The organism is Bacillus sp. AY18-3, from assembly GCF_008042305.1.
In the GTDB taxonomy this organism is placed as follows: Bacteria; Bacillota; Bacilli; order Bacillales; family Bacillaceae_G; genus Bacillus_A; species Bacillus_A wiedmannii.
Genome location: NZ_QKQR01000016.1, coordinates 44,185 through 65,773, shown reverse-complemented (window position 1 = coordinate 65,773; position 21,589 = coordinate 44,185). Strand labels below are relative to the sequence as shown.

At 36.9% G+C, this 21,589-nt stretch carries 19 protein-coding genes and 1 riboswitch; of the genes, 8 read left to right on the top strand and 11 right to left on the bottom strand.

What is annotated here, in order from left to right; all coding sequences use genetic code 11:
• Positions 1–22: 22 nt before the first annotated feature.
• Genes DM800_RS16425 through mtnK form a run of 3 tightly spaced genes read right to left on the bottom strand, consistent with a single transcriptional unit; the run spans position 23 to position 3,004 of the window.
• Positions 23–664, bottom strand: a complete 642-nt coding sequence (locus DM800_RS16425) for an L-fuculose-phosphate aldolase (protein WP_000926561.1) — start codon at positions 662–664, stop codon at positions 23–25.
• Between the two features lie 54 nt (positions 665–718).
• A complete protein-coding gene (mtnA, locus tag DM800_RS16420) occupies positions 719–1,762 on the bottom strand; it encodes an S-methyl-5-thioribose-1-phosphate isomerase (protein WP_147787209.1) in 1,044 nt (347 codons plus the stop codon).
• Between the two features lie 12 nt (positions 1,763–1,774).
• Positions 1,775–3,004 carry an S-methyl-5-thioribose kinase gene (mtnK, locus tag DM800_RS16415; RefSeq protein ID WP_088061569.1) on the bottom strand — a complete coding sequence of 410 codons (1,230 nt, stop codon included), beginning with the start codon at positions 3,002–3,004 and terminating at the stop codon, positions 1,775–1,777.
• A 589-nt stretch (positions 3,005–3,593) separates the two neighbouring features.
• Here mtnK and ahpC point away from each other — a divergent pair.
• Both ahpC and ahpF read left to right on the top strand, forming a co-directional pair.
• On the top strand, positions 3,594–4,157 hold the full coding sequence (gene ahpC / locus DM800_RS16410) for an alkyl hydroperoxide reductase subunit C (protein ID WP_000924420.1): 564 nt from the start codon (positions 3,594–3,596) through the stop codon (positions 4,155–4,157).
• A gap of 14 nt (positions 4,158–4,171) precedes the next feature.
• Positions 4,172–5,698 carry an alkyl hydroperoxide reductase subunit F gene (gene ahpF / locus DM800_RS16405; protein ID WP_147787208.1) on the top strand — a complete coding sequence of 509 codons (1,527 nt, stop codon included), beginning with the start codon at positions 4,172–4,174 and terminating at the stop codon, positions 5,696–5,698.
• 49 nt (positions 5,699–5,747) lie between these two features.
• Here the strand turns inward: ahpF and DM800_RS16400 are convergent, their stop codons facing one another.
• On the bottom strand, positions 5,748–6,356 hold the full coding sequence (locus DM800_RS16400) for an SAM-dependent methyltransferase (RefSeq protein ID WP_098133551.1): 609 nt from the start codon (positions 6,354–6,356) through the stop codon (positions 5,748–5,750).
• A 193-nt stretch (positions 6,357–6,549) separates the two neighbouring features.
• Positions 6,550–7,665 (bottom strand): M20 peptidase aminoacylase family protein, encoded by a 1,116-nt coding sequence (locus DM800_RS16395; protein ID WP_098653536.1) that lies wholly within the window; start codon positions 7,663–7,665, stop codon positions 6,550–6,552.
• 276 nt (positions 7,666–7,941) lie between these two features.
• On the opposite strand from DM800_RS16395, the gene nhaC reads away from it, so the two are divergent.
• The gene (nhaC, locus tag DM800_RS16390; RefSeq protein WP_147787207.1) at positions 7,942–9,363 is read left to right on the top strand and encodes a Na+/H+ antiporter NhaC; all 1,422 of its coding nucleotides are present in this window, start codon (positions 7,942–7,944) and stop codon (positions 9,361–9,363) included.
• Here nhaC and DM800_RS16385 read toward each other — a convergent pair.
• Positions 9,352–10,623 carry a transcriptional regulator gene (locus DM800_RS16385; protein ID WP_147787206.1) on the bottom strand — a complete coding sequence of 424 codons (1,272 nt, stop codon included), beginning with the start codon at positions 10,621–10,623 and terminating at the stop codon, positions 9,352–9,354. The genes nhaC and DM800_RS16385 overlap by 12 nt on opposite strands.
• A gap of 92 nt (positions 10,624–10,715) precedes the next feature.
• Here DM800_RS16385 and DM800_RS16380 point away from each other — a divergent pair, with 92 nt between their 5' ends.
• Both DM800_RS16380 and DM800_RS16375 read left to right on the top strand, forming a co-directional pair.
• Positions 10,716–11,825, top strand: a complete 1,110-nt coding sequence (locus DM800_RS16380; protein ID WP_097907540.1) for a mandelate racemase/muconate lactonizing enzyme family protein — start codon at positions 10,716–10,718, stop codon at positions 11,823–11,825.
• A 14-nt stretch (positions 11,826–11,839) separates the two neighbouring features.
• On the top strand, positions 11,840–12,535 hold the full coding sequence (locus DM800_RS16375; protein WP_147787205.1) for a GNAT family N-acetyltransferase: 696 nt from the start codon (positions 11,840–11,842) through the stop codon (positions 12,533–12,535).
• Between the two features lies 1 nt (position 12,536).
• Here the strand turns inward: DM800_RS16375 and DM800_RS29640 are convergent, their stop codons facing one another.
• The 5 genes from DM800_RS29640 to rlmD all read right to left on the bottom strand — a co-directional run bounded on the left by DM800_RS29640 (position 12,537) and on the right by rlmD (position 17,133).
• Positions 12,537–12,659: a hypothetical protein gene (locus tag DM800_RS29640; protein ID WP_255447003.1), complete on the bottom strand. Its 123-nt coding sequence runs from the start codon at positions 12,657–12,659 to the stop codon at positions 12,537–12,539.
• A gap of 37 nt (positions 12,660–12,696) precedes the next feature.
• Positions 12,697–13,404 (bottom strand): M48 family metallopeptidase, encoded by a 708-nt coding sequence (locus tag DM800_RS16370; protein WP_088609260.1) that lies wholly within the window; start codon positions 13,402–13,404, stop codon positions 12,697–12,699.
• A gap of 95 nt (positions 13,405–13,499) precedes the next feature.
• On the bottom strand, positions 13,500–14,018 hold the full coding sequence (locus DM800_RS16365) for a YehS family protein (RefSeq protein WP_147787204.1): 519 nt from the start codon (positions 14,016–14,018) through the stop codon (positions 13,500–13,502).
• A 499-nt stretch (positions 14,019–14,517) separates the two neighbouring features.
• Positions 14,518–15,507, bottom strand: a complete 990-nt coding sequence (locus tag DM800_RS16355; RefSeq protein WP_147787203.1) for a tRNA dihydrouridine synthase — start codon at positions 15,505–15,507, stop codon at positions 14,518–14,520.
• A gap of 249 nt (positions 15,508–15,756) precedes the next feature.
• Positions 15,757–17,133, bottom strand: a complete 1,377-nt coding sequence (gene rlmD / locus DM800_RS16350; RefSeq protein WP_016133496.1) for a 23S rRNA (uracil(1939)-C(5))-methyltransferase RlmD — start codon at positions 17,131–17,133, stop codon at positions 15,757–15,759.
• 121 nt (positions 17,134–17,254) lie between these two features.
• Positions 17,255–17,356, top strand: a riboswitch (purine riboswitch).
• Positions 17,357–17,559: 203 nt separating this feature from the next.
• Here rlmD and DM800_RS16345 point away from each other — a divergent pair.
• The 3 genes from DM800_RS16345 (at position 17,560) to DM800_RS16335 (ending at position 21,480) form a co-directional block, all read left to right on the top strand.
• Positions 17,560–18,756: a NupC/NupG family nucleoside CNT transporter gene (locus DM800_RS16345; RefSeq protein ID WP_001200511.1), complete on the top strand. Its 1,197-nt coding sequence runs from the start codon at positions 17,560–17,562 to the stop codon at positions 18,754–18,756.
• Between the two features lie 279 nt (positions 18,757–19,035).
• A complete protein-coding gene (locus tag DM800_RS16340) occupies positions 19,036–20,139 on the top strand; it encodes a polysaccharide deacetylase family protein (RefSeq protein ID WP_046958889.1) in 1,104 nt (367 codons plus the stop codon).
• Positions 20,140–20,397: 258 nt separating this feature from the next.
• A complete protein-coding gene (locus DM800_RS16335; RefSeq protein ID WP_147787202.1) occupies positions 20,398–21,480 on the top strand; it encodes a polysaccharide deacetylase family protein in 1,083 nt (360 codons plus the stop codon).
• Positions 21,481–21,589 lie beyond the last annotated feature (109 nt).

Below are 21,589 nucleotides of genomic sequence, written 5' to 3'. Positions count from 1 at the left end.
AATCTTGAGGGTGTTTCTTCATTTACTGCTGCCCATACCCTTCAAACTTCTTCGCCAAATTCGCCATCTCATCTTCTGGCAATAGCTTCGGCTCTCCAACGCTTTTCGTTTGATAATAAATTTGCGCACAAAACTCAATTTCTTCTGCAACAGTAAACGCCATTTTTATGTTATTTGCACCTGCAATTAAACCGTGGTTCTCAAGTAAAACGGCACGGCGATCAATCATGCCTTCAAAAGCAGCATCTGCTAATTGCTTCGTACCAAATGTTTCATACGGTGCACAGCGTACATTCGGGCCTGCGAAAGCAATTAAATATGATACAGCAGGAAGCTCCCACCCTAATGATGCAATGGTCTTCGCATAAGGTGAATGTGTATGCACAAGCGCATTTATATCTTCACGATTTCTATAATATATAAGGTGCATATCGAGCTCGCTTGACGGTTTTCTCTCTCCCTCTACCACTTCACCATCTAAGTTTAATATAACTACATCTTCAGGTTTTGTTTCATAATACTCTAAACCACTTGGGCTAATCGCAACAAGACCTTGTTCACGATTGAAAATACTAATATTGCCGCCTGTCCCCTTTGTTAAACCGCTAGAAATCATTTTCTTTCCATACGCTACAATTTCTTCTCTTTCTTTTTGTAATAACATATACATCCCCCTAAGTATGAAGCTTATGATGACTGACTTTTTAAATCTATCTACTTATTGAAATAGCTTTTTTAAGTTCTCCGTAAACGGTGCTTTTACAATCCCTTTTTCCGTAATAATCGCTGTTACATTTTCATGTGGTGTGACATCAAATGCCGGATTATATACTTTACTTTCTTTCGGAGCAGAATATTGTCCGAAGCGATTAATCACTTCAGAAGCATCTCTTTCCTCGATTGGAATTTCTTTTCCTGCCTTTGTTTTTAAGTCGATTGTCGGTGTTGGTGCTGCTACATAAAACGGAATGTTGTAGTATTTTGCTAAAATAGATACGCCTAATGTCCCAATTTTATTTGCTACATCACCGTTTGCTGCCACACGGTCGCACCCAACGATTACCGCCTCAATCTTCCCTTGTGACATGACCATAGCTGCCATATTATCCGTAATGACAGTAACATCAATCCCCGCTCGCTGTAGTTCTAATGCTGTTAACGTTGAACCTTGTAATCTAGGACGTGTTTCATCCGAAAAGATTTTTAAGTCCCATCCTTTTTCTTTCGCTAAGTACATTGGAGCTGTCGCAGTCCCATACTTAGTCGTCGCTAACGCACCAGCATTACAATGTGTTAACACTCCCATTCCATCATGGAATAACGTTAATGCATGTTCTCCGATTTGACGGTTAATTTCTTCATCTTCTCTATGAATCTCTTTTGCCTCTTCTAGTAATCTATCTTTCAACTGGCCGATTGATAAATGTGAGTTCTCTGTCGCGACTGTCTCCATTCTTTCAAGTGCCCAAAATAAATTTACTGCTGTTGGCCTTGATGTTGCCAAATATGCACATACCTTTTTGACTTCCTCTATAAAGTCTTCCATCTTACTTTGAATAACTTCCTTTATTCCTAAACACACACCATACGCTGCCGAAACACCAATCGCTGGTGCTCCTCTTACTTTCATTACTTGAATGGCATCCCACACGCTTTCAGCTGTCTTGAAAGATTCATAGACAACCTCATTCGGTAATAATGTTTGATCTAATAAAACTAAAGAATCATCTTTCCACTGAATGGGTATTAATTGCTCTTCCATCATCTTCTCCCCTTACTTCGCGTAGTGCATTGACTGTTCTTTTAACGTTTCTACAAAACTTGTGCCTGTTTTATATTGATTAGCCCGTAAAATAAATTTCTTCGCTACTTGAAGACAAATACGTTCTGCTCTGGCACGTGCTTCCTCATTCTCGATACAAGTAATATCCTTTACTTTCGCTAGCCCAACAATACGACGAATTAACTCAAGGCCCGTCACTGCAGCTGTATCCTCTAATACAGATTGTAAATATACTTCGTTAAAGCCTTCTTCCTTCGCCATAATCTCGGTCACATGAATATTCCAAGCATTTAAAAACTTCTTCTTAAATAAATCAATTACCTCTACCATTGTCGATTGTAGCCAACCCATATACGCATCTTTCTCAGCCCCAGGCTTCATAGTCGCATCTGCATTCACCCAAGCAAACATTAAATTCGCCATTACATTCCCAACGTCATATCCCATCGGTCCATAAAAGGCAAACTCAGGATCAATAATCTTCGTGGAATCATTTTTCACAAAAACGGAACCAGTATGCAGATCACCATGAATAAGTGCCTGTGCATTCGTCATAAAAGAAAACTTACGTTTTGCTACTTCCATACGAAGCTCTTTATCACTATAAATATGCTCTCTAATCCATCCTTCATTTAGCGGAAATAACTCGTTACGCTTATTATGATTTGTAAATGGCTCAGCGTATACGAGGTCTTCTGTAATCTCACATAATTCAGGATTTATATAGTTTTTTACAAGCTCCTTCTTCTCTTTATGATTCATTACAACATCCGATGTTAATAAAAGTGTGTTTACCAAAAAAGTCGTTACATCGTCAGCAAGCCTCGGAAATATTTGATGATTTATAAGTGCTGTACGTAATATTGTGTGGTCTGATAAATCTTCCATTACGCAACAATTCATCACACTATCAAACAAATATACCTTTGGAACAAGCCCAGGTGCTAACTCCTCCTCTAACTGCAAAACATCTGATTCTATACGAATACGATTCGTCGACAACTTAAACTCATCTGAAATCCTTGCTGTATCCCCAGCTTGCTTTACAATGACAGAAATATTCTTCTGCTCATCCCAAACGCGGAATACATAATTTAAATTACCATCGCCTATTTCTTTACACTGTAACCCCTTTGCATCCTCAAACTCACATAATTTCTCTTTCACATATACAATCACATCGTTAGCTTCCATTAAAAAATACTTTGTGAACTTAGACATGGTTTCCCCTCCATACTAATTGTAAGCGTTTTCTAAAAGCTATAAAAAATAATAGGTTGAAAAATTTTTATCCTATATTATATCTTCTTCTTTTTGAAAGGTATATCTAGATTTTATTATATCTTGTTAACATCTTGAGTCAATGTTTCTATATCACTGCAATATGCTTCCTAATTATATATTTTAGATGACAAAAAATGTTCAAAAAGATTCTAATTCATTTTATTTTATTTATCGCACAATTCTTTGTAAAATAGAAATAAGCAATCCCTTTTCAAATCCACAACTTCTAAGAAATACTCCCTTCCTAACAATTTATACTTACACCATGTCTCTAACATACGCACTACTCTTTTACATACTCGTTGAAAATCGATTAAATGAAAACTACCTTTTAATTCTCTAACAACCTTAATTGAGAATAAATATTAATTAAATTGATATAAAGTTGGTTTATTCTCTTGACAAAATAACCACTTCTATATGATAATTAATATCGAATTAGAATTATTATAGTTAATTAAAAAATATATTTTATGAGCACACTATTTTTTGATGCTCAAAACCAACATTTAGGAGGAATTTTAATATGTTATTAATCGGCACAGAAGTAAAACCGTTTAAAGCTAATGCTTACCATAATGGAGAATTTATCCAAGTTACTGACGAAAGTTTAAAAGGAAAATGGAGTGTAGTTTGTTTCTACCCAGCTGACTTCACATTCGTTTGCCCAACTGAACTTGAAGACTTACAAAACCAATATGCAACTCTTAAAGACTTAGGCGTTGAAGTATACTCTGTATCTACAGACACTCACTTCACTCACAAAGCATGGCATGATAGCTCAGAAACTATCGGCAAAATCGAATACATTATGATTGGTGACCCAACTCGCACAATCACTACAAACTTCAACGTTTTAATGGAAGAAGAAGGTCTTGCTGCTCGTGGTACATTCATCATCGATCCAGACGGCGTTATCCAATCTATGGAAATCAATGCTGACGGTATCGGCCGTGACGCAAGCATTCTTGTTAACAAAATTAAAGCAGCTCAATACGTACGTAACAACCCAGGTGAAGTTTGCCCAGCTAAATGGCAAGAGGGTTCTGCAACACTTAAACCAAGCCTTGACCTTGTAGGCAAAATCTAAGGAGTTCGATCAAAATGATACTAGATGCAGATATAAAAACACAACTATCCCAATACCTTCAGTTAATGGAGAACGATATTTTACTTAAAGTAAGCGCTGGAGACGACGACGTATCTAAAGATATGTTAGCTCTAGTAGACGAATTAGCTACTATGTCATCTAAGATTACAGTAGAAAAAGTTGAATTAGAGAGAACACCAAGCTTTAGCGTAAATCGCCCTGGTGAAGACACTGGTGTCGTATTCGCTGGTATTCCATTAGGACACGAATTTACTTCATTAGTGTTAGCTTTACTACAAGTAAGTGGACGCGCTCCAAAAGTTGAACAAAAATTAATCGATCAAATTAAAAACATTCAAGGCGAATATCATTTTGAATCTTATATCAGCCTAAGTTGTCATAACTGTCCTGATGTTGTACAAGCTCTTAACGTAATGAGCGTTCTAAACTCTGGTATTACACATACTATGATTGATGGCGCTGCATTCAAAGAGGAAGTAGAAAGCAAAGACATCATGGCAGTACCAACAGTTTTCCTAAACGGCGAATCTTTCGGAAGCGGTCGTATGACACTTGAAGAAATTTTAGCTAAAATGGGTAACGGTCCAGATGCATCAGAGCTTTCTGATAAAGATCCATACGATGTTCTTATTGTTGGTGGCGGCCCTGCTGGTGCAAGTGCAGCAATTTATGCAGCACGTAAAGGCATCCGCACTGGTATCGTTGCTGAGCGCTTCGGTGGTCAAGTAATGGATACTATGGGCATTGAGAACTTCATCAGCGTAAAACGCACTGAAGGTCCTAAGCTAGTAGCAAGCCTTGAAGAGCACGTAAAAGAATACGACATCGATGTAATGAATCTACAACGTGCAAAACGTTTAGAGAAAAAAGAACTTATTGAAGTGGAACTTGAAAACGGCGCTATTCTGAAAAGTAAAAGCGTAATCGTTTCAACAGGTGCTCGCTGGCGTAACGTTGGCGTACCAGGTGAAGCTGAGTTCAAAAATAAAGGTGTAGCATACTGCCCACACTGTGACGGTCCATTATTCATCGGAAAAGACGTAGCAGTTATCGGCGGAGGTAACTCTGGTATTGAAGCAGCTATCGACTTAGCAGGTATCGTTAAGCACGTAACTGTTCTTGAATTCATGCCAGAATTAAAAGCTGATGCTGTATTACAAGAGCGTCTTAACAGCTTACCAAACGTAACTGTTCTGAAAAACGTTCAAACGAAAGAAATCACTGGTACTGATAAAGTAAACGGTATTTCTTACATCGATCGTGAAACTGAAGAAGTTCATCACGTTGAATTACAAGGTGTATTCGTACAAATCGGTCTTGTGCCAAACACAGACTGGTTAGGCGAAACAGTTGAACGCGCTCGCGGTGAAATCGTAACAGACAAGCACGGCGCTACAAACGTACCAGGAGTGTTTGCTGCAGGTGACTGTACAAATAATCCGTACAAACAAATCATCATCTCTATGGGTTCAGGTGCAAACGCAGCTTTAGGTGCATTTGATTACTTAATCCGTAACTAATTATATAGACGTGAGTAAAAAAAAGCAGGTGCCTTGGCACCTGCTTTTTTTATAATCTTAATGTATAAACTAAAAACCTCTCATTCCCATTCTTCTCATAAGCACCTGGCAACCTTACTTCTCTCTTCAGCTCAAACGTAGTCTGGTTCTCTAAGAAGAAAATATAATCTTCAGAAGGATAGTATAAAATAATATCTACTTCTCTCTCTGTTTCCTCTACCGAAAGCAAAATGTTATTTACTACGTTCATAAACACTTGTACAGAAAATGGATTAAAAAAATAAAACCGATTATCACGTGGATCAATCTCATATTCTTGCGCTAAACAGCATTCAAACCCAATTTTATCTTTACTGTTTCTTACCTTTCGTGCATAGCGCTCAAGATTATCCATTGCTTCTTTATAAAACTCTTCATTCATTTCAATTCCAACTGCTGAAGCACCACACTTATGGTGCATGTAAAAATTTAATCGTCCTTTTCCGCATCCAAAATCTACAACCCGGTCGCTACTTCTTATTTCATATTGATTCAATAACTCATCTAATCCGCTATATGGCGTCGGTTCATAACGGTGATAATGCATAGACTTGTTAAAACCCTTTTGCTCACCGACAGTTTTTATATGTAATACTGCATCGTAATATTGTTCGTTCATTCGTCTTCTCCTATTAGAAAATGGTACTTATTATTATACACCATGTACTGAAGACTCATTTTGCATCAAGTTAACTGATACGTGAAATTATATGAATGATTTTCTGAATATATCTATCGTAACTTAGAATATATCAACGATTTTTTCAATATATCGACTTAACGACACATTCCTACAAAAAAACAGGAGCTATCTAGCCCCTGTCCTCTAATACTTTCAATACAGTTTGTTTCAATATTTCTACTCCATCCATAATACAACTATGATCGAACTTCATATACGGATGGTGTAATCCAGGTTGTAGGTTGGCACCTAGTCCAAGCATGACAGCTTTTAAATGTGGTCTCTTCACTGTGTAGTAATGGAAATCATCGCTTCCTGTCGTATACAGTGGTCCAGTGCATCCCTCTTCCCCGTACACTTCAAGAATGCCTTTTCGCATAAAGCGCTCAGCTTCTTCTGACACTTCAGCTCCTGGTGCAAGGTCGATCCATTTGTATGAAGTTTTCGATCCCATAGATGCGGCCGATTCTATTACATGTTCTATTTTTTTCTTCAATTCTTCTAATAATGTATTACTCTCCGCTCTTACATCTAAACTAAAATGCCCGTTACCTGGAATGATATTTAAATTATCTCCACCAGCTTGGCACCTTGTCATCTTCACTGAATATGAACTTTGCGGTGGTAGCCATATATTTTTCAAACCGATATTGATCATAGAAATGACATCAATTGCATTTATCCCTTGATGTGGGCGTGCCCCATGTGCATCATCTCCATGAATCGTTCCTTCTAAAAATCCTGCTGCTCCGTGACGAATAGACGGGGCAGCTTGTTTCAAAGGTAGTTCTTCAATCGGTCTTAGATGAACACCAAATAAGAAATCAGCATCATCCACAGCCCCCTTATCTACCATCTTTAAAGAACCATTTCCTTTTTCCTCTGCCGGCTGAAAAATAAATCTAACCGTTCCACTATCCCATCTCATATTTTTCAATTGTAAAATAAGCCCCATCACAATTGTCATATGAGCATCGTGACCACATGAATGATTCGCTTTAAACTCTCCGTCCACTTCTTGCCAAAGTGCATCCATATCGGCACGAATTGCAATAACTGGATTTCCGCTTCCAATTTCAGCAATCACGCCTGGGCAATCATCAAATATTTTATATGAAATTCCTTCTTCTTTTAAAAAGTTAGTAATATACGCTGTCGTTTCATACTCTTTCCAACTCACTTCAGGGTTTTCATGTAAATGCTGAAAAATTTCAGTTAACCGCTCTTGTAGTTCTAATGTTTTCAAAGCTACATTCTCCTTCCCAAATTCCAAAACCATTCAGGTTAATTATACTTATGAAAAACAGATGTTTTTATGAACATATTGAATTTTAAGAAAAAAGTCAATTGTTTATTTTTAAATACGATCGACAACTCATTTTCACTCACTTTATAACGATAGAAGATTCCTTATTTTCTGTTTTTTATTGACGCTCATATCAATTTTTAGTTATTATAATTTAATAACGTCTATTTTGCGACAATTCCAAAAATACAAACATACATAATGAGGAGGCAATTTATGAAAAAAGAAATACCTTTTGGCGTAGCAATAATCCCTATTATCATTACAGTTGCAGTTATGATGGTTACAATTGTTGTATTAAAACAAAGCCCTCACGTCCCACTTATTATCGGTACAACCGTTGCTTCTATCGTCGCTTGGCGTTACGGTTACAAATGGAACGACATTGAAGAAGCAATGTATAAAGGAATTCGCCTCGCATTACCCGCTATCGTTATCATTATTCTAGTAGGTTTAACGATTGGTGCTTGGATTGGCGGCGGAATCGTCGCAACAATGATTTATTACGGTTTAAATCTTTTAACTCCATCACTATTTTTAGTTTCAATTACAATTATTTGTTCTATTGTTGCATTAGCTATCGGTAGCTCTTGGTCTACAATGGGAACAATTGGTGTTGCAGGAATGGGAATTGGCCTAAGTATGGGAATCCCAGCCCCAATGGTTGCCGGTGCTATCATTTCCGGTTCTTACTTCGGCGATAAAATGTCACCGCTTTCAGACACAACAAACTTAGCCGCAGGATTAACAAATACAGATTTATTCACACATATTCGTCATATGTTATTTACTACAATTCCAGGTTTAATTATTACTCTTATCGTTTATGCATTCTTAGGAAGAAATTTTGGCGCTAACAATATTGATGCAAAAGGTATCGATCAAACGTTACAAGTATTGCAACAAAACTTTGTTATCTCCCCTCTCCTACTAATCATACCTGTAGTCGTTATGGTATTGGTCGCTAAAAAAGTTCCTGCTATACCAGCTATTCTCGTAGGTATAATTTTAGGATTTTTATCACAAGTCTTTATTCAAGGTGGTTCTGTCTCCGCGTCTGTCGGTGCACTCCAAAATGGATTTGTCATAGACACTGGCAACAAGCTAGTAGACGAACTCTTTAACCGCGGTGGCTTAAATTCGATGATGAATACAGTTTCGATGACAATTGTCGCTATGACCTTTGGAGGAGTATTAGAACATACTGGTATTCTTCGCGCAATTGTAAATCAAATTTTAAAATTAGCGACATCAGCAAAAGGACTTATCGCTTCTACTATCGCATCTTGCTTTGCAACCAACCTTACTTGCTCTGAACAATATATTTCGATTGTTGTTCCTTCAAGAATGTACGCAAATGCATACACAGAAAAAGGACTACATTCTAAAAATTTATCCAGAGCATTAGAAGATGGCGGAACATTAACTTCTGTTTTCGTACCTTGGAATACATGTGGTGTATTTATACTCGCAACACTTGGAGTTGGCGCATTCGAATATGCTCCTTATGCTATATTGAATTTCATCGTACCTATTATTTCAATCATTTACGGCCTAACTGGTCTCACAATTACGAAACTATCAGACATTGAAAAAGCGGAACTACTAAAAAAACAAAAGGCTCAACTAGAAGCTTAGAGATACCGGTAAATTCATTTCATATATTGCGCGAGGGCGCCCTTGTTGATAGGGCATTTCCTCGCCGCAAATATGAGCATACCCATAATCAACTAGTTTCTTTAATAACCTTTCTGTTGATCGGCGAGTCACTTGTAAGTATTCAGAAAGATCCGCTGCTGTAAACTTCAATGATGGATGTGATTGACTAAATTGAATAATTTTTGACAAGTTGGCTGGACTAAGTTTCGTTTCCTTCGCTATTTTCATGAGTTCTGGGTTGTCATTCTTCAAACTTTGTACTCTCTGTTCTTTCGGGAACGGACCAAATAGTTCTTTATCACTTGTTAGTATATAAAAACAGTGGTCTATTGGATTATTCTTCGCGAAACTTTGAGCAATTTTAGCATTTTGCTCCGCTTCTTTCACAGTTTTTCCGTAACCAAATCCAATAGCTATTGTTCCTTCTATACTCGCAAATAAATTATTTATCATATTTGTTTTTATAATCGATTCAATATCACCACGAGTCGTATACAAAATGAACGTCATTTCATCAACTTTTTTAAATGAACCCCGTAGTTCTTTTGAAATAGCATCTAATTGCTCAAGCAAACCTTCTCGTAATTCTAAAGAAGAAATCATACAAGCACCAACAGTAGCTGAATGGCTTTTTGCTAACTCAGCTTTTATTTTCGCATCTTTTAACCCATGTATAATGGATTGCTTCGGATCTATCATACGCTCTGAAGGAATACCTATTTTTTGAAGTTCATCATAGACAGCGTGAATACTAGTTAAAGCTAAATGAGCATCTCCAGATTGATATTTAGCTACATGAAAATCAATAACTCTATTTATTTCATCTTTACTCCACAGCATATTTTCATAATCTAACACTTGTGGACTTTCTTTTATACCGATATCATGGAACACATTTGTAATGAATGAGCGGTCTACTAAATCAATTGAAATTTTATGTGGTTGAATACGTTGGTGATACATGACAGAAAGAATGGAAGATGCGACAGTTGTCTCGTCTTGCTGTAAGTACGTACTTGGAATTCGTAATTGTTCTCTTATTTCTTTTGCCATATAATAAGGTAAAGCACCTGAGAAAAAGATGAAATCACACGGCTTTAAACGCTTTAAAAGTTCAGAAGATTCCGCCGGATGAAGGTAAATATATGGATCAATCTCTATTTCTTCTAGTTTATGAGCGACAGGTAAAAGTGTCTCCATAAACTCTTTTGAACCGACAACTGCAATTTTTATCATCATTTCTCTAACTCCTTATCATTAATTAACGACTATTTAACGTCAACTATATCAAATGTACAAAACTATTGTAAACAGGAAGGGGTCTCTACCTAATGAAAATTACAGCTATTCATCTTTACGCAATTCGTTTACCACTTCGCGATCCGTTTGTTATTAGTTATGGTTCTTATTCTGACATGCCTTCTATTATCGTCAAAATGGAAACAGATGAAGGCATTATCGGTTACGGTGAGGGCGTTGCTGATGATCACGTTACAGGCGAATCATGGGAAAGTACTTTCCATACTTTAAAACATACACTTGCTCCTGCGCTCATCGGGCAAAATCCAATGAATATCGAGAAAATACACGATATGATGGACAATACCATTTACGGTGTTCCTACTGCAAAAGCCGCAATAGATATTGCTTGTTTTGATATAATGGGCAAAAAACTAAATCAACCTGTATATCAATTAATTGGCGGACGCTACCATGAAGACTTCCCTGTCACTCACGTCTTAAGTATCGCCGAACCTGAAGACATGGCTGAAGAAGCTGCTTCCATGATTCAAAAAGGTTACCAATCTTTCAAAATGAAAGTCGGTACGAATGTAAAAGAAGATGTAAAAAGAATTGAAGCGGTACGTGAACGTGTAGGAAATGATATTGCGATTCGCGTTGATGTAAACCAAGGATGGAAAAATAGCGCCAACACATTAACGGCACTTCGTTCATTAGGTCATTTAAACATCGACTGGATTGAACAGCCTGTTGTCGCAGACGATATTGACGCAATGGCTCACATTCGTTCTAAAACAGACCTTCCGCTTATGATTGATGAAGGATTAAAAGGTTCTCGTGAAATGCGCCAAATCATTAAATTAGACGCGGCTGATAAAGTAAATATAAAACTAATGAAATGCGGCGGCATATATCCCTCTGTAAAACTCGCTCATCAAGCAGAAATGGCAGGCATTGAATGCCAAGTTGGATCCATGGTCGAATCATCCGTTGCCTCTTCCGCAGGATTCCATGTCGCTTTCTCGAAAAAAATCATTACGAGCGTTGAACTTACAGGTCCATTAAAGTTCACGAAAGACATCGGAAACTTACATTACGACGTACCATTTATTCGCTTAAACGAAAAGCCAGGACTCGGCATTGAAATAAACGAAGATACATTACAAGAACTAACCGTCTTTCAAGACGTTGTACGCTAAAGGAGGACTAACGCATGACAGTTCTATACAAAGGATCATTAAAACAAAATAACGAACCATTTCACGTTACATTACTAACACTAGAGAACATTGAACAAATCTTATCATTACAAAACGTTGTAGTTGAGGCGCTAGAGGATAAAAGTCGCTTACAGCCACTCTCGCTAGAAGAATTTCAATACATTCTAGAAGGAAACGGCATGATGATCGGTGCTTTTATCGAAAACGAACTCATCGCATTTCGTGCCCTACTCGTTCCTCCTATCGACGACGAACATTTAGGACTTGATATTGGCATAGCAGAAAGCGAACTACATCGCGTCATCTATCAAGAAATTTCAAATGTTCACCCGAACAACCGAGGAAATGGGATCCAAAAAATATTAGCAACAGTCATCATGGACGAATTACAAAACGAAGATAGCAAATACGATTACGTTTGCTGCACCGTTGCCCCTTTTAACATTCCAAGTTTAAAAGATAAGTTTGCGCAAGGAATGGAGATTGCTGCATTGAAGGCAAAATATGGCGGGAGTATGCGGTATGTTTTTGTGAAGGAATTGCGTGGAGGCAAGGAAAGAAATTGGACGGATGTTAAGAGTGTTCCGATGAGTGACGCTGTTGGACAGCAGGCTTTACTTTCGAACGGTTATCATGGGTATGGAATGGAGAAAGTAGACGGAGATTTTGTTGTGAAGTTTGGACGATGATTTATATACCTGAAAAAAAGGAGATGTCTGCTGTGACATCTCCTTTTACTTTCTCTTCATTGAACATATCGATTGCAACTCCAAATATATCAGCGATTTTTGAAATATATCGACTTACCGACAAGTATTGACAATAACCGTAACCTATATAAAGTTCACCACTAAACCGTCATCTTCCAACTAGATAACGCTAACCAATTCTCCATTTCCTTATAATCAGGCATTATTTTCCCGACAAGACGCCAAAAAGAGCGATCATGATTCAAATGAACCATATGGCACATTTCATGAACAACTACATAATCAATTACTTGCTGTGGTGCCATCGCTAACTTCCAATTAAATGTTAGCTGTAAATTTGAATCACAAGTTCCCCACGTGCGACTACTATCTGTAATACGAATAGAACGTGGTTTTGTTTTGAAGTTACTTTGATGCACTTTAATACTCTTCTCTACTAATGACTTACACTGCTTATAGTAAAATCGTTTTAAAGCCTGCTGGATTTTCTCATCCTTAAGCTCTTTCACATAAATGTGTAACTTATCTCCTTCAAACACTGCATTGTCTTGCGTAATACTTGTATCTTGGGAGATCTGTATCGGATACGTACTTCCTAAATACAGAAAACCCTCTCCTTGATCATAATCCTTTTCCTGTGGTCCAAGCGCTCGCTCCTGCATTTCCTTACGTGTTTTCTGAATCCAATCCCACTTCTCCTCCAGCAGCTGGACTAAGTATTCAACAGGTGTCCCTTTCGGAGCCTGCACTTCCACATTTCCGTACGAATCTACAAAAAGACGCACGGACTTTTTCTTTTTATAATTTATATGAAAATTAATTGTCTCACCTAAATATGTATGTACCATTTCATCACCTAGCGTATTATTTTTACAAATAAAAAAGAGTAGGATACGAACGCCCTACTCTACCTATTATATCATTTACCGCGTTAACCGACTCATTACCCTCTATACTTTATACCTAATCCCTTAATGAAATTCCTTGCGTATCTATCGCCGCACTCTTTATAATTTTTATGGCCTTTCTTTCTTAATAGGGCTCCTAGTTCTCCCTTTGTTACCGTAACGCCTACGCTATCTAATATATCAAGTACATCCTCACTCGTTAAAGATAGTGCAATTTTCATTTTCTTTAGAAGAAGGTTATTCGCACTCTCTTTGCTTTGTACAGGTGCCGGTTGTCCTGGTTTCGGATCTTGCTTCCCTCTTTTTAAAGTAATAAATCCATTGAAAAATGCCTCTAACATCATCATATCGCATGTTTTTACGTACTCATCTTCGACCACATCATCATTTTCAGCTTCATGCTGAGGTGCTCTCTTTATTTTTGTAAGCATATCAACTACGTCTTCTTTCGTTACTTCCATACCACCAAGTTTAAAGATTTCTACCATATCTATATCTCTTATATCTAAAGCGTACCTTACTCTTTTTAATATATCGTTGTTGCTCATTGCCATTGTTTTGCCTCCTGAAATGTTGATTATAGTAATGCTTTTAGCATGTGTAAATGAATGTCGTTAAGTTACTACTTTAACATTTTAGGGGGAGGTTTTGTAGCCTTAGGTGGATTAATGGTTGTGGGGATGATTTTATTTATTATTAAGATACTTCTAATAACGAATTTATTGTATTAGAAATTAAGAAAGATCCTATCAATAGAAACGCCTTCAAATACTGTAAAAAGTATTTTAGTTGGTAGTGGGATAGCTCCTTCATTTAAGGATGATATTAATAAAGCAAAAAAGGATGGGGATTTACTATTAATTAACACACTTAAAAATGGACTAACCTAATATAGGTTAGTCCATTTCTTTTTATGCAACTCAAACGTGAATGTTACGCAAAATTCAGGTGAAATAGATTGATTATGTTTACTTAGGTTTTACTTTTTATTTGTGGTACGGTTCACCTTAATTAAAATGAAGCAAACACTCCATTCCCTCTAACTTTCAAAAATCACACTGTTTCACTATCCCCATCTTTATTAACACTCGCCTCAAACTTATCAAGCAATGCTCGCACTTCATCCGTCGATTTTGTGCTCATTAATTGATTTCTTAGTTCAGCAGCTCCAGGGAAGCCTTTTACATAAATTTTGAAGAAGCGGTGAAGCCCTGTGATGGAGCGTGGTAATACTTCTGCATATTGATCTTGAAGATCGAGTTGTAGTCTTAAAAGATCTAAATGTTCTTTACTACTATGCTCTCTTGGCTCTTTTTCGAAAGCAAACGGATTTTTAAAGATACCTCGTCCGATCATTACGCCATCAATACCGTATTTTTCAGCAAGTTCCAGTCCAGTTTTACGGTCAGGAATGTCTCCGTTTATTGTTATTAGCGTATTTGGTGCGATACGGTCACGTAATTTTTTAATTTCCGGAATTAGCTCCCAGTGCGCATCTACTTGGCTCATTTCTTCTCTTGTACGTAAATGAATAGAAAGGTTTGCGATATCTTGTTTGAAAATATGCGTTAACCAATCTTCCCATTCGCTTAACTCTTTAAAGCCCAGTCGTGTTTTTACGCTGACAGGTAGTCCACCCGCTTTTGCTGCTTGAATAAGTTCTGCCGCAACGTCTGGACGTAGAATAAGGCCACTACCTTTTCCTCTTGATGCTACGTTCGGTACAGGGCAACCCATGTTAATATCAATACCTTTAAATCCTAACTCTGCCATACCAATACTCATTTGACGGAAATATTCAGGATTATCTCCCCAAATATGCGCCACGATCGGTTGTTCATCTTCTGTAAAGATTAAACGGCCACGTACACTTTTCATACCTTCTGGATGACAATAGCTATCCGAGTTTGTGAACTCTGTGAAGAATACGTCTGGGCGACCTGCCTCACTTACTACGTGACGGAAAACAACGTCTGTCACATCTTCCATTGGTGCAAGTACGAAAAATGGTCGTGGTAAATCACTCCAAAAATTATCTATCATTTCAAATTCAAATCCTCTCACTATGAATACAATTTCAAACTCTCAATAAAGTGAAACTTTAATCAGTGGGGGGGGTTCTTCATCCCCCACTGATTATTAGTTGAACCAATCGGACTTTTATGGGCAGTTGATCCCCCACCTAACTTCTTTGCTTTCGCTGAATTTTGAGGTGGGGGTCTTACTGCCCATTAAAGCGGGATAAACCAAAAAGCAGATGGTATAGATTCTCCTATATCAACTGCTTTCCTATTATACCAACTTAAGCCAAGCCACACACTCCACATGAGTCGTATGCGGGAACATATCAACAGGTTGTACTTCCTGCGTTTTATATCCGCCTTCTTCTAGTACTTTTAAGTCACGTGCTAATGTTGCTGGGTTACATGATACGTATACGACGCGTTTTGGTTTCATGTCGATGATTGTGTTTAGTAGTGCATCATCACAACCTTTACGCGGTGGATCTACGACCATTGTGTCGGCGATTATGCCTTCTTTGTACCATTTTGGAATAACTACTTCTGCTTCTCCTACGCCAAACTCAGCGTTTGTCATGTTGTTTAGTGCTGCGTTTCGGTTTGCGTCTTCGATTGCTTCTGGGACGATTTCAACGCCGTACACTTTTTTCGCTTTTTGCGCTAGGAATAAGGAGATTGATCCAATTCCACAATAGGCATCAATTACTGTTTCGTTACCATCTAGTTTTGCATATTCTAACGTTTTATCGTATAACACTTTCGTTTGTTCTGGGTTTACTTGATAAAATGAACGTGCTGAAATTGCAAATTTAATGTCACCGATAAAGTCATAAATGTATTCTGATCCGTACAGTACTGTCGTTGTATCTCCAAAGATTACGTTTGTACGTTTCGTGTTTACGTTTTGAACAATCGATTTTACTTCTGGGAATTTCGCTGCAATTTCTTCAATGATTGCTTTTTTGTTTGGTAATTCTGCTGTACGAGTAATGAAGACAAGCATAATTTCCCCTGTTACTTGTCCGTAACGAGCCATTACGTGGCGAAGTGTTCCTTTGTTACGCTCTTCGTTGTATGCCGAAATACCGTGTTTTTCACAAATACGTTTTACTTCCTGGATTAATGTATCGTTTTCTTCTGCCTGAATTAAACATGATTCCATATTAATGATGTCATGTGTTCCTTGGCGATAGAAACCAGCGACAAGTCCACCTTCACGTTCTCCAATTGGTACTTGTGCTTTGTTACGGTATACCCATGGGTTCTTCATACCAAGTACAGGGTGTACAGGAACATCGCTTAATCCACCAATGCGCTGCATAACATCACGTACTTGTTTTTCTTTCGCTTGTAATTGTCCTTCATATGTTAAGTGCTGAAGCTGACAACCGCCGCACTGATTGTACACTGGGCATTCTGCATCTTTACGATATGGGCTCTCTGTATGAAGCTTCATTAAACGACCGAATGCGAAGTTTTTCTTCACTTTAATAATTTTAATTTGTGCTTCTTCACCTGGTAATCCGTTTTTAACGAAAATAGGATAGCCCTTTACTTTCGCAACACCGGCACCATCATGGGTTAAATCTTCAAATACTACATCTATAAAATCATTTTTTTCAACTGGTGGCGTCATTTTTGTACTCATTTTCCGACCTCTCTTTTTCATAACACTGCGTTACATTTTATCATACTTATATGGTCTATTTCTATCGGAAGAAAAAAAGCTATTGACGATAGTTCTCTGTTAATGTTACGCTACTACTAATTTAATACGGACGATGTTACCTCATATATATTCGATAATATGGATCGAGAGTTTCTACCCGGCAACCTTAAATTGCTGGACTATGGGGAAAACTAATGAATATTAGCCTATGTGCAAAAAAAGGACTCATATTGATTAGCTTTCTCTCATAGATGAAAGTGAATCCATATGGGTCTTTTTTTATTTTTATTTTTCTAAAAGGTCAGACATCTTACGTATGACATAAAACCTCTTTGTTTTATTTTTAGTAATATAACGAGCGTTTTATGTACAAACTTTATACGAACTTCTGAAAGGGGCAACTACATGCAATATGTAATGAGCATTATCGGTATTCTTGTCGTTTTAGGTTTATGCTTTGCTTTGTCAAACAATAGAAGTAAAATCAACTTCCGTGCAATTGCTATTATGATTGGTTTCCAAATTTTAATCGGTTGGTTTATGTTTGGCACAAAAATTGGTCAACAAATTATCATCTTCATTAGTAAAGTTTTCAACAAACTAATTAAACTTGGTACGACAGGTGTCGATTTTCTCTTTAATGGAATTCAAAGAGATTTTGTCTTTTTCTTAAATGTATTATTAATTATCGTATTTTTCTCAGCACTACTTTCTATCTTTAGTTATTTAGGTGTTTTACCATTCATCGTTCGCGTTGTCGGCGGTGCAATTTCAAAAATTACTGGTTTACCACGCGTCGAGTCATTCCACGCAGTAAACTCTGTATTCTTCGGTTCAAGTGAAGCGTTAATCGTTATTAAAAACGATTTACAGCATTTTAACAAAAACCGTATGTTTATCATTTGTTGTTCTGCAATGAGTTCCGTTTCTGCTTCTGTTACAGCATCATACGTAATGATGTTAGATGCGAAATATGTACTAGCCGCTCTTCCGCTAAACTTATTCTCAAGCTTAATCGTTTGTTCGCTATTAACACCAGTTGATACGAAGAAAGAAGATGAAGTGATTCAAAAATTTGATAGAACTTTATTCGGAGACAGCTTTATCGGCGCAATGATTAACGGTGCGCTTGATGGTTTAAAAGTAGCTGGTATCGTTGCTGCATTAATGATTGCCTTCATCGGTGTGATGGAAGTTGTAAACTACGTAATTAGCGCAGCTTCAGGTGCAATGGGATATGCTGTTACTTTACAACAAATCTTCGGTTATATACTTGCTCCATTCGCATTCTTAATGGGTATTCCAACTCAAGATATTATCCCAGCTGGTGGAATTATGGGTACGAAGATTGTATTAAACGAATTTGTAGCAATCCTTGATTTAAAAGGTGTTGCATCAACATTATCTCCACGTACAGTCGGAATCGTTACAGTATTCTTAATTAGCTTCGCAAGTATTAGCCAAATTGGTGCGATCGTTGGGACAATCCGTGCTCTTTCTGAAAAACAGGGAAGTGTCGTATCTAGATTCGGTTGGAAAATGTTATTTGCATCAACACTTGCTTCTATCTTATCTGCAACAATCGCTGGATTGTTTATATAATAAAAAACTCCACCTTACTTCTCCTTTTTCAAAAGGAAATTTAGGTGGAGTTTTTTTACTTTCTTCTATATGTATTTTTATGTAAACCTCACCAGAAAAATATAAGGTTTTTTCCGAATTATTCCAAAAATGTATTCCCCTCTATATTCTATAGTGATATGATGTACAAGGGTATAATTCAAATTTTTAAAATCGAAAATTTGAATTATTGTCACTTATACGAATGATAATTTCAAGACATAAGTGATGATAATTAAAACACAATAGAAGGATGATAGAATGAAAAAATATACATATATCGCTTTACTTTCTTCTGCTATTCTCGTAGGTTGTAACACTAGTAGCACTAGTGATAAACAAATAAAAGAAGCAACGGCGAAACAAACAGTTGAACAAAAAAAAGCGAAAGCGGTTGAACTGCCTTTAACACAAGGGATTATTACATGGGATCCGTATGAATATAACGCACAAAACACCACGCTTTATACAAAGGATTTAAGAGATTCATTCACACAAGTACGTTACAATATTTGGCGTACTGCTGATGGTCCTGAAAACAAACAAACTTTTACTTCACAAGAAAAAGAACGTGACTTTGCCCTCCCACTACATTTAAAATCATTTCATTTAAAACGTGGCGAATTTCAAATTGAAACAGTAGGAATCAAAGAAGATCATACTGAAACAAATCTAGTAACATCTAAAATTACATTCCAGCAACATGTACCCGTATTAATGTACCATGCGATTGAAAAATACCCTGGACCAAGTGATGGGGATTACGGCTTATACGTACCACCTGAGCAATTCGAAAAACATATGCAATACTTAAAAGATAACGGTTATACGATGCTTACATTTGAACGTTGGAATGATATAAATCGTGTAAATAAACCTGTTTTTGTAACGATGGATGATGGTCGAAAAAATAATATGAACGCTCTTCATATTTTACAAAAATTAAAGGATGATAGATTTCAACCTACGGCTACTGAATTCCTTACTGCAAATGAGATAGACAAACCAAATCGTCTATCAACAGATGAGATAAAACAAATGATGGATTCAGGCATTTTTTCTATTCAATCACATACTGCTAATCATACGATGATGGCTCATTCAAGCAATTATGATGAGGAATTACGTAGTTCGAAAGAAAAAATCGAAGCCCTTACTGGTAAAAAGGTCATCGCTCTCGCCTATCCAGTAGGTTCTTATAATGACCCAGCTGTTGAAGAAACAAAAAAACATTATGAGTTCGCAGTAACTACTGATCACGGTAATCACATTACAAAAGGGATGCCAAACGAACAGTACTTAATTAAACGCCACTTTGTAGGGCCTAATACATCAATGGAAAAATTCATATCTCTTATAAAGTAAAACTTTGATCAGTGGGGGTTTTGTTCACCCCCACTGATTATTAGCCCTCACCAATCGGGCTTTTACGGGCAGTTGATCCCCCCACCTAACCTCTTTGCTTTTGCTGAATTCTGAGGTGGGATCTTACTGCCCACAAATAGCGGGATAAAGTAAACTTTACTAAAATGATATGATGAACAAGGGTATGTCCCCACCTCTCTTACAGCGGTGGGGATTTTAAATACGTATGCAACATAATACACAATAGAAGGTGATTTTATGAGAAAATACGCAGCAATCGCTTTATGTATGTCTGCCATTTTAGCTGGCTGTAACAGTAGCAATGTAAACCAGGAACCTAAAAAAGAGAAAAAGGTTCAAGAAGTTAAGAAACAAGAAGAGGCTGTACAAGAACAAGGTAAAATTTCTTATCATCCGATTACACACGAATCTACAAACACTACTATTCATATGACAGATATAAAGGATACTTTAAGTGAGGTACAATATAAAATTTGGCGCACAGCTGATGGGAAGGAAAGTGCTAAATCTTTTTCTTCTAAAGAAAAGGAGAAACAATTTACACTTCCTTTTGACATAAAAGAATTTGAAGGAAAACGCGGTGAGTTTCAAATTGAAGCAATAGGAATGAAAGAAGATGGGAAAAACATTCCACTCACAAAATCTACTATTACTTTCGAGCAAAAGGTTCCCGTTCTTATGTACCATGCAATCGATGATTATCACGGACAAGGCATTAAAGATTTATTCGTATCACCTGCTAATTTTGAAGCCCAAATGAAATATTTAAAAGACAACGGCTATACATTACTAACTTTTGAACGTTGGGGCGATATTAATAAAGTAAATAAACCTATCTTTGTTACATTTGATGACGGTATGAAAAATAATATAAATGCATTTCATATTTTACAAAAGCTAAAAGATGATACGTTTAAACCAACAGCAACAGAATATATGATTGTTAATAATGTCGATGCTGAAGGATCACTTTCTACATCTGACATAAAAGAAATGGTTGATTCCGGCATTTTCTCTATGCAATCTCATACTGCAACACATGCAGACTTGCCGAAAATTACAAACTATGAAGAAGAATTAAAAGAATCAAAGGAAAAGCTAGAGAAAATAACAGGTAAGCCTGTTATTGCAGTTGCTTATCCATTCGGTCATGTGGATGATAAAGTTGTTGCAGAAACGAAGAAATATTATCAATTTGCGACGACAACAAAACCCGGAAAGTTCATTACGAAAGGTGAACCCGATGAATTATTAAAAATGAAGCGTGTTCGCATACACAATTCGACGACTGTAGAACAATTTGCTTCTTCGATTAAATAACGATGAGAGCTCAATATATTTTGAGCTCTCTTTTTACGCTATATTTATATATATTTTTTGAATTTTCTTGTATTATATATAGTAAGAAATCTTTCAAATTAAAGGAGAT

Excerpts from the sequence above, each read along its gene's own strand:
- DM800_RS16380 (WP_097907540.1), top strand. The coding sequence starts at position 10,716 with ATGAAAATTACAGCTATTCATCTTTACGCAATTCGTTTACCACTTCGC.
- DM800_RS16375 (WP_147787205.1), top strand. The coding sequence starts at position 11,840 with ATGACAGTTCTATACAAAGGATCATTAAAACAAAATAACGAACCATTT.
- DM800_RS16425 (WP_000926561.1), bottom strand. The coding sequence starts at position 664 with ATGTTATTACAAAAAGAAAGAGAAGAAATTGTAGCGTATGGAAAGAAA.
- ahpF (WP_147787208.1), top strand. The coding sequence starts at position 4,172 with ATGATACTAGATGCAGATATAAAAACACAACTATCCCAATACCTTCAG.
- DM800_RS16370 (WP_088609260.1), bottom strand. The coding sequence starts at position 13,404 with ATGGTACATACATATTTAGGTGAGACAATTAATTTTCATATAAATTAT.
- rlmD (WP_016133496.1), bottom strand. The coding sequence starts at position 17,133 with ATGAGTACAAAAATGACGCCACCAGTTGAAAAAAATGATTTTATAGAT.
- DM800_RS16345 (WP_001200511.1), top strand. The coding sequence starts at position 17,560 with ATGCAATATGTAATGAGCATTATCGGTATTCTTGTCGTTTTAGGTTTA.
- mtnA (WP_147787209.1), bottom strand. The coding sequence starts at position 1,762 with ATGGAAGAGCAATTAATACCCATTCAGTGGAAAGATGATTCTTTAGTT.
- ahpC (WP_000924420.1), top strand. The coding sequence starts at position 3,594 with ATGTTATTAATCGGCACAGAAGTAAAACCGTTTAAAGCTAATGCTTAC.
- nhaC (WP_147787207.1), top strand. The coding sequence starts at position 7,942 with ATGAAAAAAGAAATACCTTTTGGCGTAGCAATAATCCCTATTATCATT.
- DM800_RS16365 (WP_147787204.1), bottom strand. The coding sequence starts at position 14,018 with ATGGCAATGAGCAACAACGATATATTAAAAAGAGTAAGGTACGCTTTA.
- DM800_RS16340 (WP_046958889.1), top strand. The coding sequence starts at position 19,036 with ATGAAAAAATATACATATATCGCTTTACTTTCTTCTGCTATTCTCGTA.
- DM800_RS16335 (WP_147787202.1), top strand. The coding sequence starts at position 20,398 with ATGAGAAAATACGCAGCAATCGCTTTATGTATGTCTGCCATTTTAGCT.
- mtnK (WP_088061569.1), bottom strand. The coding sequence starts at position 3,004 with ATGTCTAAGTTCACAAAGTATTTTTTAATGGAAGCTAACGATGTGATT.
- DM800_RS16355 (WP_147787203.1), bottom strand. The coding sequence starts at position 15,507 with ATGATAGATAATTTTTGGAGTGATTTACCACGACCATTTTTCGTACTT.
- DM800_RS16400 (WP_098133551.1), bottom strand. The coding sequence starts at position 6,356 with ATGAACGAACAATATTACGATGCAGTATTACATATAAAAACTGTCGGT.
- DM800_RS16385 (WP_147787206.1), bottom strand. The coding sequence starts at position 10,623 with ATGATGATAAAAATTGCAGTTGTCGGTTCAAAAGAGTTTATGGAGACA.